Genomic DNA, 11,792 nt, shown 5'->3' with positions numbered 1-11,792 from the left:
AAACTAACCGTGGATCGATGGAACCAGATCCTGAAACGCTCTGCCAAGAAAGTCTCTTAATTTTTTAAACCCGACTTCATTATTCTGTCAGTACGGCTCCAAGTATTAATCTTTATGAAATTCATTCGAATGTTAAAGAAAAAAATGTCGAACTAAAGGCATGGTGAATTATGTCGAAATACTAGTCAATTTCTAGATTCACGGGGAAAAGGGGTCTTCATCATACTTTGGATGAAAAATTTAAAAATTAAAATCATGATTATGGTTCTAATCCCAATGCTGGGTCTGCTTTATTTCTCAATCATAGAGGTTATTGATAAAGTGAACCATTTAAGTGAAATGAATCAGTCCGAAGGTATGACAAAACTTGCAATAAATACAAATGATGTCATCCATGAGCTACAAAAAGAAAGAGGGTTGGTATCCGGTTATTTAAGCAAAAAAAAACAATCATTCAGAATAATATGATGGAACAGCGAAAGGAAACGAACCAAAGTATCGATATTCTAAAGGAAAACTCGAGAGCGATTTCGGAAAATTATTTTGGCGAGACTTTTGCAAAGCAACTTTCCCAATCGATGGGCATGCTGGATAGGCTGACAATGGAACGAACCTTCATTGATGAGAATACATCTGATGAGAAGACGATCCTTGCCTATTATTATAATTCGATCGAAACGTTGTTCAGTTTGATGGAAAATGTAAAGCTATTGAACTCTGACACGGAAATATCGAATAAGCTTTCTGCGTATATTCATTTTTCCAGAAGTAAGTTTGCTTTAAGTCAGGAAAGGATGCTTCTGAATCATATTTTTTCTGAGGATCAAATTTCTCCTACGGATGTTTATCGGGAAGGTTTATTAGAAAGTGAGAAAAAGCTTCATTTCAACGTCTTTACCTCGTTTGCAACACCGGAAGCGCTCCGTTTGTATAAATCCACAGTCAAAGGAGAAGCTGTCAGTGAGGTTGACCGTATGCGACAAATTGTCTTAAATGCGGAAGAAGGAAAAAAACTGGTTGTAGATCCAGGGTATTGGTTCAATCATTCAACAGTAATCATTGATTTGTTAAAGCAAGTGGAAGAACAATATTCGAATATTGTCATTAACCAAATAGAACAGTTGAAGAGTGGCGCATTGCGTTCGCTCATTTTTGTAATCTTGTTAAATTTATTAATATTTACAATTTCCATCACCCTGCTTATACAAATATTGTTGTCCTTCCAGAAAACGATGGATGAAAGTAAGCGGCAGTATTGGTTAAAGACGGAGTTTGCTCGTTTAACAGAACTGTCTCTAGGAGTAACTGACCTGCAGCTGCTGGTAAAAATGTTGATTTCTGAAATCTCCAAGCTGATCGAAGTGGGACAAGGAGTGTTCTATGTAAAAGAGTTCGGCAAAAACTCTGAGCAATTGGGGGATTTCATATTACTCGGCAGCTATGCGTATGTAGAGAGAAAGCATTTGTCCAATCGGTTTCGGTTGGGAGAAGGGTTGATTGGTCAATGCGCGATGGAGAAAAAACCTATTTTGTTAACACAGGTACCCAATGACTATATTCAAATCAGTTCGGGTCTAGGAGAAAGTAAGCCTTTGGCTATTCTCGTGTTGCCTATTTTATTTGAGGATGAGGTTGTTGCGGTTATTGAATTGGCGTCTTTCAAACCATTCACGCCGATACAGCAAAATTTACTGGAATTATTGTCTACCCCATTAGGTGTAGTCATTAATAGTGCCGCCAGCCGTCAACGTACGGAAGAATCACTCATGGAAGCAGAGCTGTTGGCTGAAAAAGCACTTATGTTGGCTAAGGAAGCGCAACTGCAGCAGGAAGAATTGCGCGTGTCGAATGAAGAACTTACAGAACAAACCGACATGTTGAAGAAATCTGAAGAAAAGCTGAAGATTCAAAGTGAAGAATTGCAAGCTCTTAATGAGGAGATGGAAGAGAAGACGCAGTATCTGGAGTTGCAAAAAATCGTCTACTGGGTGGTGAAATTCAGTTGGAAAGTAAAGAAGGGGAAGGAAGCTGTTTTACATTATTCCTCCCGGTTGATGCGGTTAATACAACAGATTTAACCCTTAACCAGGTAGCGTTAAGTAAGAGTTCTATTTGGATACTGTCATTACTAATTATTATTGCTGTAATTGCAGCCATTTTGACAACTGTCTTCTTTATCAGGAACATTTCAAAGCCTTTGATCATAGTCACCAACACGATTGGAAAAGTGACAAGTGGCGATTTAACAGTGGATTTGTTAAGCGTTAAAAGTAAAGACGAAATCGCAATATTGGCCCGTTCTTGTAATGACATGGTATTGAACTTAAGAAAAACTGTGGGATCTTGGCTTCGGCGGAAAGCGTCTCCGCTGCGTCGCAACAAATCTCGGTCAGCACCGAGGAGATTGCCAGCGGCAGCGCAAGTCAGTCCAATGCCGCCCAAACGATGAACGAGCTGTTTAGAGATTTGTCCACCGCCATTGATTCCGTTGCGCGAAGTGCGGAACAAGCGTCGGAATTATCCAATAAAACGATGGACATTGCCCAGGATGGGGGAAAAGTGGTTCGCTCCTCCATTGATGGCATGAATCGCGTCAATCAACAGATGTCACGGTTGGAAGAGGATTCCAACAAAATCGGGGAAATTATTGAAGTTATCAACGACATTGCGATCAGACGAATCTGCTCGCACTGAACGCGGCAATTGAAGTGGCGCGGGCTGGATACCAAGGCTGCGGGTTTGCGGTCGTTGCCGATGAATTGCGTAAGCTGGCCGAAACAGTGAAGCGACCAAGCAAATCGCTCCATTATTAAAGGAATGCAGGAAAATACCCAGCAAAGCGTAAAAGCAGTGGGTGAAGGCGTCGATTTGTCGCAAAAAACCGGAGAAGCTTTTGAGAATATCATCTGGATGGTCAACGATTCCGCCAATAAGGTCACAGAAATTCCCGCCGCAAGTGAAGAACAGGCCGCTCAATCCTCTGAGGTGATGGCTTCCATTGAAAGTATTCCCGCCGCAACGGAAGAAGCAGCGGCCAGCAGCGAGGAGACCGCTTCTGCGATCCAGTCGCTGGCGAAATTGGCGGAGGAACTGAGCAACTCGGTATCTAACTTTAAAATTAACTAGCTTGATCAGAACAAGATGATAACCTTAATCTAAATAGAATGGGGTTCCCCTTTAAAACAAGAAAGCAGGTGACACATGGAAGCTAAGCAGGATCAATACATTGAAGTCGGTATTGGGAAAGAAAAATATGCACTGCGTATTGATAATATCCATGAAATTATCAAGATGCTGGACATTACCGAGATCCCCAATAGTAAGTCATATGTGAAAGGGGTGATTAACCTACGGGGCAAAATTGTACCGATTATCAGTTTGCGGAATCGATTCGGCTTAGTGGAAGAATCCAATACGAAATCGACCCGCATCGTGGTGTCAATCACGCCGATGAAATGGTAGGCATTGTCGTCGACCGGTTAAATCAAGTGACTACGTTTTCGGACGTACAGCCCCCTCCCGAACAAATTGGCAGCGTACACGGTTCTTATTTCACAGGTATCGGAAGCACAGAAAATGGCTTGGTCAGCGTATTGAAGCTGGATCAAGTGCTTTATGAATAGGGGGTGAAAGACTAATGGATGCATCATATTTATTGGAGTTGACTGGTGTATTTTTGGACGAAGTCGAAGATCAACTGCCAACGATGGATCAGGAAATATTGAAGCTGGAGCAAGCCGGAGAGTCGGAAGAAACGATTCAGAGCCTGTTCCGGGCAGCCCATACGCTGAAAGGGTCTTCTGCAGCGATGGGTTTTGAAGAAATGAAGCAGCTGACACATGAAATGGAGCATATCCTGGATGAGGTGCGCACCCATCGTTTGCAGGTGACCAACGCGATGATCAAACTGTTATTTAAATGTATGGATTATCTAAGGATATTGAAAGAAGAGTTTGTGGTAGGTGCAGGCATATCCACGGAGATCAGCCCCATCGTGAACGAACTGCAACGCTTTAGTGTTGATTTGAAAGATCATCCGACAGAAGGAAAAGGGGCAGTTCAGGACTCACGTCTTCTTTGTACCGGAGGTTTGGAAGTATTTTTGAAGGTTCAAGAAGCGCAAGAACAAAGTTTAAACGTTCTCGACATTCATGTTGGATTTGCCCCGGATTGCCAGATGAAATCGGCCCGTGCTTATATTATTTTCAATCAGTTGGATTCCTGGGGAGACGTTTTGCAAACCGTGCCTTCTCTCGAAGATCTCGGAGAGGAAGAAGCCTCCTCATTGGAGGGGGTTCAATTTCTGCTCGCCAGCCAGGCTGAGCCGTCGCTGGTGAAGACCGCCCTGCTTTCTATCATGGATGTTGCCGATGTACGGATTTCTCCTTATTTACCGCCGAATGTGGAAAGTATAACTGAACTTGCAGTGAGCGCATCCGTAAAACCCAAGGGCAAACAGACGGTTATTGAAGAAGGAAAACGTAAAACACAGACGATCCGGGTGGATGTGGAACGTTTGGAGCTTCTGATGAATTTGGTAGGAGAATTAGTTATTGACCAAACCCGGATCAGTCAGGTCGGGAATATTCTACATCACCGCTATACGTCCGATGACAATGTGGAGGAACTTGGGCAAATTTCCGATCATGTTTCCCGTGTGATCGGTGAACTGCAGGAGAACGTCATGAAAGTTCGGATGCATCCGATCGAACAGTTGTTCAACCGTTTCCCCCGGATGGTCCGGGATCTGGCCCAATCGCTGAATAAAGAAATGGAGCTTGTTATTGAGGGAAAAGAGACGGGAATGGATCGTACAGTGATTGAAGAAATAGGTGATCCTCTCATCCATTTAATCCGCAACGCGGTCGATCACGGCATCGAATCGGCTGAGGAACGGAAGCACAACGGGAAACCTCCCAAAGATCGACTGCGAATTACCGCTGCACACGAAGAAAATCAGGTGGTCATCATGGTAGAAGACGACGGCGCCGGAATCGATCCCGACCAAATCAGGAGTTCCGCCCTTCGAAAAGGCGTCATTTCGGAAGAAGAACAAAAAAAAATCTCCGTTCAAGAGGCGATTAACTTGATTTTCCGCCCGGGATTTTCCACCGCATCGTCCGTAAGCGACGTCTCCGGGCGGGGAGTCGGGATGGATATTGTACGGGATCATATCGAGAAGCTAAGCGGTGTGATTGTTATTGAGACCAAGCTGGGAGAGGGTACCCGCTTTAAGATTAAACTGCCGTTAACCTTAGCAATCATTACCGGGCTTTTAATCAAGCTAAACGGGAGGACGTTTATCCTGCGGATGAGCAGCGTCGTGGAAATTGTCCGAATGCCCCTGGAAGCGATCCAAACAATCAAGGGGGGGCTCCGTGGTGGTGATTCGGGAACGGGTCTTGCCAGTCGTCTGGCCTTCACGATTATTTCCATATTCCGCGGATGCAGCAGAAAAAGAAACAGCTGCCGATTGTCGTTGTCGGCACGGCGGAAAAACGCATCGCTCTGCTCGTCGACGACCTGATAGGCAATCAAGAAATTGTTGTGAAATCGTTGGGAGCATATGTTGGCAAGAGCGATTGCATTTCCGGAGCTACGATCCTGGGAGACGACCGAGTGGCCTTAATTTTGGAGGTGGCCGGTATATGCTGTATCGGTGCAATGACCGTTCGGGGGTAACGTGATCCAAAGATGATAGGGTCTGTTGCACAATGCGTGGAGATCGGTTTGGCACCGGGTTTATTGCTTCTTCCTCGATGATGCTGCATGTCTTTTTCTTTTAAGACCTTATAGAAAGAATCGCATGGGCCTTTTTTTCTTATCCAACGGTACAAGGTATTGTCGGACAATTCCAACTCCCTCACTACCGTCCTTTATTCAAGCAATTTCGAGCAAGTGTTTCCACAATTGGGGTACCAGTTAGTGCGCTAACGGGACATGAGGGCTTAATAATTCAATCATCAGAAGGCTACCGGAAGTAGAGCGGAACAGTATATATGCAAAAGAAAGGGTACTGCCTCAGGCGACCGTCCGCGGCAGTTCCCGAACATTTTTAATAAAGGTAGGTGTTTTGTTTAGACGTCCCGCAAAATTTCTGCGTGGTTCCGCTAGTTATTTTCATTTACATGAAACAAATATATAGGTTATGGTAGTTATAATAGACAGAATCAGACATTTAATAGCAAGTCTGTTGATTAACCAAAATAAGTAACCGTAAATTGAAAAAAGATCGGTAGAATCATTTGCACCACACAACACGATTTGAAAGAGGCGACCTCATGAAAAAGTCGACCACGTTTACAAACCTTGTTCAAACACTTCTGAAGGAAACAACCTATAAAATGGTTAATCAACAGGCTTGATTTAATAGTTTTTAAACTTTATTTTAGTGGGGTAGGTATATAGGCATATGGATTTTCAACATAACGAGCATTTTCGATATTTAGTAGAAACTTCTCCCGATCCTGTCGCTATTCATTGCGGCCATACGTTAGTTTATATAAATAAAGCGGGAGCGGATCTTCTCGGATCGGATACGGAATCACTGATTGGGAAAAGTCTCTCGGAAATCATACATCCGGACTCTTTGGAAGAAAGCAGAAACCATGTTAACAAAATGTTACGGGAAGGTAAACCCTCAAATACGCGCAATATATCATTGATTGGAAAAGATGGACAACGTATAGAAGTGAGTATTAAATCGATGCTCATTACATACTTGGGCAAACAGGCCATTCATGTAGTCTATAGAGATATTACCGAACAATTACGTGCGGAAAAAGAACTAAAAGAATCGAATGAACTGGTCACAAGCATTTTAGAAAGCATTACGGATGCTTTTTTTGCTATAGATAATTCTTGGAACATTACTTATTTGAATCAAACAGGCCAAAAATACCTTGGGAGAACCGCTAAAGATTTAATCGGAAAAAATTTGTGGGAAGAGTTTCCATCCCTTCTTGAAACTAGATTTTATCCAGCCTATCATAAAGCTTTAACCGAAAAGGTAGTTGTGGAATTTGAAGAGTTTTCACCTTTAACCAAACGGTGGTATGAACTCCGTGCCTTCCCAACCAAAGACGGTCTCTCCATATATTACCGAAATATCTCGGAACGTAAAGCTGCAGAAGAGAAAATAACTTATTATGCTAAAGAATTGGAAATAAGTAAGTCCCAGTTACAACAACTTGTTGATACCATTGATGCAGGAGTTTGGTCCGTGGATTTAAGAACGAATGAATACATGTTATCGCAAGGGATTGAAACTATATACGGATACCCTGTTCAAGCATTTTACGATAATCCGACGTTTTGGAAGGATCGAACCCATCCAGATGACATGGATTTAATTGGCATTCAAGAGAAGGACATATTGTCCGGAAGAGCATCGGTTCATGAGCATCGTATTATTCATTCCACTGGAGAAGTTCGCACGATTCGAAATCGCATCACCCCCATATTCGATCAATCAAACAATCTTATCCAAATTGTCGGCGTATTTGTTGATATTACAGGACATCAGCGCATGGAACAAAATCTTCGTGAAAGCCAGGAGTGGTTTTCCACAACATTAAAATGTATCGGTGACGGAGTCATTGCAACCGATATCACCGGAAAAGTAACATTTATGAATCCAATTGCGGAGACCTTGACGGCCTGCAAAGAAAAAGATGGGTTAGGCAAGAATATTGAAGAAGTGCTTCACCTCGTCAATGAAGAAACCCGCCAGTTGGTGACAAATCCCGTCAATAAAGTAATCAAGGAAAAGCGTATTGTAGGTCTGGCGAATCATACGGTTCTCATTAACAAAGATGGGGCTGAAATACCTATTGATGACAGTGCGGCTCCAATTCTCAACGATCAAGGGGAAATGGCTGGAATTGTTATGGTATTTCGAGATGTTATCGAAAGGAAGAGTTACGAAGAGAAAATCAAACATTACGCCTACTATGATTCCTTAACCGGATTGCCTAATCGCAGGTTATTTACGGATCGTTTGACGATGGCTCTAGTGAATGCAAAACGCACTAATACTACATTAGCGACGATGTTTATAGATCTGGATAAATTCAAGATGGTTAATGATACATTAGGGCATGAAATCGGAGATCTTCTTCTGGTGGAAGTCGCGAGCAGGTTAATAACGTGTGTTCGAGAAGGAGATACGGTTGCCCGTTTAGGCGGAGACGAGTTTATCATCTTAATGCAAGATATTGATCAAACCGTAGTAACTCAAGTAGCAGAAAGGATTATCAAGAAGGTATCTTGTAAGTATAACATTAATGGTTTTCAGCTTTTCACCACACCGAGTATAGGTACTAGCTTGTATCCCCATGACGGTGAAGATGTCGAAAGCTTGATCAAAAATGCGGATATGGCCATGTATTATGTAAAAGACAACGGAAAAAACAATCATCATTTCTTTGCCTCGTTCATGAATGATAAAACGGAACGTAAAATGGAAATCGATAAAGGATTGCGGGAAGCGCTGGAAAAAAATCAGTTCGAGCTCTATTATCAACCCAAAATGGATCTGGTAACCGGTGATATTTCAGGAGTAGAGGCATTGATCCGTTGGCATCATCCGGAAATGGGAATGATTTCTCCAGTTGAATTTATCCCCGTTGCAGAGGAAATTGGGTTGATCGCGTCCATTGGTGAATGGGCTCTGCAAACAGCGTGCACGCAATGTATGAAATGGCAAAATTCCGGCTTTCCGTCGATCCGTGTTGCGGTAAATGTCTCCACATTACAATTTCGGCAGCAAAACTTGGTATCTACCGTCAGACGGATATTGAAAGACTCCCAGTTGAACCCGAAGTGCCTGGAGTTAGAGATTACGGAAAGCGTCATGCAAAACACAGAATCGATCCATAAATTGTTTGAATTAAAGGCAATGGGTATTTATATGTCGATCGATGATTTCGGTACGGGTTACTCGTCCCTAAGCTATTTGAAACGTATGCCGATAGACTCTTTGAAAATTGATAAATCCTTTATTAACGATATTCATATGGATCCAACGGATACGATGATTGTGACGACAATCATCAATCTGGCGAAAAGTTTAAATTTGAGAGTTATTGCTGAGGGTGTCGAGACAGCTGAACAACTACAATTTTTGAAACAACATAAATGTGATGAGATTCAAGGTTTTTTTATCAGTAAACCGGTACCTGCCAGAGAATTTGAAATGGTTTGGACAAAGTGAAGGAGGTTGCAGCGGAATTGAGTTCTAAAGAGTAAATTTTACTGTTCTTCAAATTTATCCAGCGGGTCTCCATATAACGTATAACGAAATAACGCCAAAGATGCTACACGCTGCCGAATAGCTTATTACGCAACCATGAAAATGAACTTCGATTACCGGTGATCACCAGATAAACGAAGATCGCAGCATGGTTGCCGGGCGTTCAGCTCCCTAGAAATGTCGGAACTTATCGGTGAACATATTATGCATTGTGTTGTTCCGCAATAATTCGGCGGATGCGCACTCTTTTTTCGTTTACGGAGGATTAAGAGGTAGAATATCATCTATTTTATGCACTGACAATAATGTATATAACAGAACTAACAAATATAAATTGAAACTACTAGTAGGAGAATTTCATATGAATGTGTATCTATCTAACCTTGAAGAAATGATTGTCAATTTAGCTATTGTTACAGCTTTTTTATTTATCACCAGCCAAGTCATATTCAAAAAAAGAGATCTGAATGCGTGAAAATTCCCGTTGGAAATGAACTGATGTTAAGGTTAGAAATGGAATTACTAGACAAGAAATTTACCCTTTATGGACATGTAATGTGGTTATTAGGTTTACCTATGACTTGATTGTTATAAAAAATTATATATTCACTTGAATTATAGGACAGACCTTGAATTAAGAAAATAGACTTTGTATGAATAGAATTTCCCGGGAGATGGTTTATAGTGAAATTAAGTAACTTGAATTTAGCAGCGAGAATTAATTTGTTTTTGGGCATCGTGCTCCTGTTCGGTTTTTTTATTTTAACCTCAGTCATTTTGAAGATCGCCTATGATAGCAGTCTGAAGAAAGGTGAGGATTATGCAAGGCTAACGGCAAAAAACTACGGCAATGAGATTAGTTCCAAGTTTAATATTCCAAAGGAAAATCTGGATCAGCTCAAACGGGAAATTATGCTTTTGAGTGAACAGCAAGTAATATCCCGCGAACAAACCAATCAAATGCTGATTGATTATCTTAGTAATAACAAAGATGTCCTCGACGTTTACATGACATGGGAACCCGAAGCTTTTGATGGCAAAGATAAGTAATATGCATTAATTGATCCTGATAATAAGGGTCGTTTCATTCCGTGGTGGATTAGACAAAACGGGAATGTCCGGTCATTACCGATTACCGATTATGACGATCCGAATGCAACCTGGTATATGCTTCCGAAACAAACCAAAAAACCGGTATGGTTGGAACCTTACATATATAGCGTCGATAATCAGCAAATGTTGATTACGTCCGTTATCCTTCCTATCATAGACAGGAACGATAAGTTTCTGGGAGTAATCGGTATCGATTATGATATCAGCTACTTACAGGAGCTCGTTAACGGAATAAGACCCATGGGTGGATTTTCAAGCATATTGACCGATCATGGATCTTATATTGTGCATGGACTCGACCCAAGGCTTAACGGAGAAATGTTCGACAAAAATGCCGAGATTATCCCATTTATTTCAAAAGGCCTTTCCATTGATATGGATGACAACTCCCCAACGTTAAATACGATGGTTAAGAGAGTATTCGGGCCTATTCAAATTAATGGAATCGATGGCTACTGGACCTATCAGTCCGTAATACCCATAAACAGTATGCTGGACGCTTATCATCGGATTCTGCTGTGGGCTGTCTCCATATCCATTGTTATCCTGCTATTAGTCATGCTGATGGTCTCAGCGTTGATCCGGCGGACGATTAAACCGCTTCACCATACCATTTCTCTGGTCGAAGAGGTGTCGCACGGCAATTGAGCATTAATCTTCCAAAGTATACGACGAGGAAAGATGAAATCGGACGTTTAGCTTTCGCCATACAAAAAATGACCGTTAACTTAAGGGAACTGTTCGATAATCTGGAATCGCAAAATGAAGAGATTATTGCGCAAAATACAGAAATCAGGGAGCAGCAACAAACAACCGAGCATCTTTTGAAGGAAAAGGATCAATTATATGCTTTATCTTTTGATTTGATAGTGGTTTCAACTTTGGATGGTACATTTAGAGATATTAATCCTGCGTGGGAAACAACACTCGGGTATTCGAAGGAAGAAATGCTGGCCCATCCGCTTACCTCACTCGTTCACCCCAAGGACATGGAAGAAACGGTGGACAAATTCACCAAGCTGCGAGTATTATGCGGAAAACAAACACCAAATCGTCCAGAGAACTGTTAGCACTGATGCTGCGCGCCTCACTCAATTTACATGTTTTATAAGATATAAAGAGAAGAACGGCTAGTGGAAGGCGAAGTTTCGGAGATAGTCCGTTTCAGATGAATCCTGCTAATGGCAAGCGATTATTGTAAAGCACCCCTTAGAATAGGTCAATGGTCACTCAAAAGAGTGGCTTTTTTTGTGTGCAGGGAGATGGACAAAATGCCATTTAAACCGAAGAAGCCATGAAGTGTATTTGTCAACTGAAAATCCAGCCACGTAGTCATTTAAAAACCAGCCACTCCGTCAAAAAAATAAAGGCCTATCCAGCCATGGTTTTAAGTTAATTGCTGAGTTTGCAGCCACTCCTTCGTTTC

The 11,792-nt window shown here is 41.9% G+C and carries 14 protein-coding genes; all 14 read left to right on the top strand.

What is annotated here, in order from left to right; translation table 11 throughout:
* Positions 1 to 231 precede the first annotated feature (231 nt).
* The 14 genes from G9U52_RS39645 to G9U52_RS38560 all read left to right on the top strand — a co-directional run bounded on the left by G9U52_RS39645 (position 232) and on the right by G9U52_RS38560 (position 11,436).
* A complete protein-coding gene (locus tag G9U52_RS39645) occupies positions 232 to 468 on the top strand; it encodes a hypothetical protein (protein ID WP_207953480.1) in 237 nt (78 codons plus the stop codon).
* Positions 465 to 2,078: a nitrate- and nitrite sensing domain-containing protein gene (locus G9U52_RS38605; protein WP_166158731.1), complete on the top strand. Its 1,614-nt coding sequence runs from the start codon at positions 465 to 467 to the stop codon at positions 2,076 to 2,078. The genes G9U52_RS39645 and G9U52_RS38605 overlap by 4 nt, the downstream gene beginning before the upstream one ends.
* 149 nt (positions 2,079 to 2,227) lie before the next feature.
* Positions 2,228 to 2,449, top strand: coding sequence for a hypothetical protein (locus tag G9U52_RS40665; RefSeq protein WP_311764999.1), 222 nt, complete (start codon positions 2,228 to 2,230; stop codon positions 2,447 to 2,449).
* The gene (locus G9U52_RS41215; protein WP_279538861.1) at positions 2,344 to 2,694 is read left to right on the top strand and encodes a hypothetical protein; all 351 of its coding nucleotides are present in this window, start codon (positions 2,344 to 2,346) and stop codon (positions 2,692 to 2,694) included. Before G9U52_RS40665 ends, G9U52_RS41215 begins: the two co-directional genes overlap by 106 nt.
* Positions 2,695 to 2,708: 14 nt before the next feature.
* Positions 2,709 to 2,813, top strand: coding sequence for a methyl-accepting chemotaxis protein (locus G9U52_RS41210; protein ID WP_279538860.1), 105 nt, complete (start codon positions 2,709 to 2,711; stop codon positions 2,811 to 2,813).
* A 4-nt stretch (positions 2,814 to 2,817) separates the two neighbouring features.
* A complete protein-coding gene (locus G9U52_RS38590; protein WP_166158727.1) occupies positions 2,818 to 3,126 on the top strand; it encodes a hypothetical protein in 309 nt (102 codons plus the stop codon).
* 75 nt (positions 3,127 to 3,201) lie between these two features.
* Entirely contained in the window at positions 3,202 to 3,462 is a 261-nt protein-coding gene (locus tag G9U52_RS41535; RefSeq protein ID WP_311764998.1) for a chemotaxis protein CheW, read from the top strand.
* A complete protein-coding gene (locus G9U52_RS41530; protein WP_311764997.1) occupies positions 3,456 to 3,623 on the top strand; it encodes a chemotaxis protein CheW in 168 nt (55 codons plus the stop codon). Before G9U52_RS41535 ends, G9U52_RS41530 begins: the two co-directional genes overlap by 7 nt.
* 14 nt (positions 3,624 to 3,637) lie before the next feature.
* Positions 3,638 to 5,527 (top strand): chemotaxis protein CheA, encoded by a 1,890-nt coding sequence (locus tag G9U52_RS38580; protein ID WP_243767809.1) that lies wholly within the window; start codon positions 3,638 to 3,640, stop codon positions 5,525 to 5,527.
* Positions 5,446 to 5,682, top strand: a complete 237-nt coding sequence (locus G9U52_RS40655; protein ID WP_243767808.1) for a chemotaxis protein CheW — start codon at positions 5,446 to 5,448, stop codon at positions 5,680 to 5,682. Before G9U52_RS38580 ends, G9U52_RS40655 begins: the two co-directional genes overlap by 82 nt.
* 730 nt (positions 5,683 to 6,412) lie before the next feature.
* Complete coding sequence (locus tag G9U52_RS38575; protein ID WP_166158725.1) at positions 6,413 to 9,214, top strand: sensor domain-containing protein; 2,802 nt, start codon at positions 6,413 to 6,415, stop codon at positions 9,212 to 9,214.
* 723 nt (positions 9,215 to 9,937) lie between these two features.
* Positions 9,938 to 10,303: a ligand-gated ion channel gene (locus G9U52_RS38570; RefSeq protein ID WP_166158722.1), complete on the top strand. Its 366-nt coding sequence runs from the start codon at positions 9,938 to 9,940 to the stop codon at positions 10,301 to 10,303.
* Between the two features lie 9 nt (positions 10,304 to 10,312).
* Complete coding sequence (locus tag G9U52_RS38565; RefSeq protein ID WP_166158733.1) at positions 10,313 to 11,014, top strand: cache domain-containing protein; 702 nt, start codon at positions 10,313 to 10,315, stop codon at positions 11,012 to 11,014.
* Complete coding sequence (locus G9U52_RS38560) at positions 11,011 to 11,436, top strand: PAS domain-containing protein (protein WP_166158719.1); 426 nt, start codon at positions 11,011 to 11,013, stop codon at positions 11,434 to 11,436. The genes G9U52_RS38565 and G9U52_RS38560 overlap by 4 nt, the downstream gene beginning before the upstream one ends.
* Positions 11,437 to 11,792 lie beyond the last annotated feature (356 nt).

It is taken from the genome of Paenibacillus agricola, assembly GCF_011440305.1.
Lineage (GTDB): Bacteria > Bacillota > Bacilli > Paenibacillales > NBRC-103111 > Paenibacillus_S > Paenibacillus_S agricola.
This window is presented reverse-complemented; position numbering and strand designations above follow the sequence as displayed.